The sequence below is a fragment of the Clostridioides sp. ES-W-0018-02 genome (assembly GCF_020658175.1).
Taxonomy (GTDB): domain Bacteria; phylum Bacillota; class Clostridia; order Peptostreptococcales; family Peptostreptococcaceae; genus Clostridioides.
This window is the reverse complement of record NZ_JACVVY010000063.1, coordinates 1-308: the sequence shown is the minus strand read 5'-3', so window position 1 is coordinate 308 and position 308 is coordinate 1. Positions and strand designations below refer to the sequence as shown.

General features: G+C 33.1%; 1 tRNA gene. It reads left to right on the top strand.

The window, feature by feature from the left end:
• Positions 1-27 precede the first annotated feature (27 nt).
• Positions 28-103 (top strand) — tRNA-Ala (locus IC219_RS21500).
• Positions 104-308: the final 205 nt, after the last annotated feature.

The following is a 308-nucleotide window of genomic DNA, read 5'->3' as shown; positions in this document are numbered from 1 at the left end:
TGAAAGTTCTTTATGAACTTCATATTTGGGGGTGTAGCTCAGTTGGGAGAGCACTTGCCTTGCAAGCAAGGGGTCAGGAGTTCGACTCTCCTCATCTCCACCATTAAGAGTATATTACTTAAATCTTTGATTTATCTAGTAGCCTCTTACATGCACTTTTAGCTTATCTTTATACAAGCTATGTGCGTTAGCACTTTGAAAACTGCATATATATATTTAGTGATATGACATCTAATTTGTAATATATAAAGTTGATAACTTTTAAAAATTATCGAAGTTGATAGCTTCTAATCTATCAAACCTTTTTA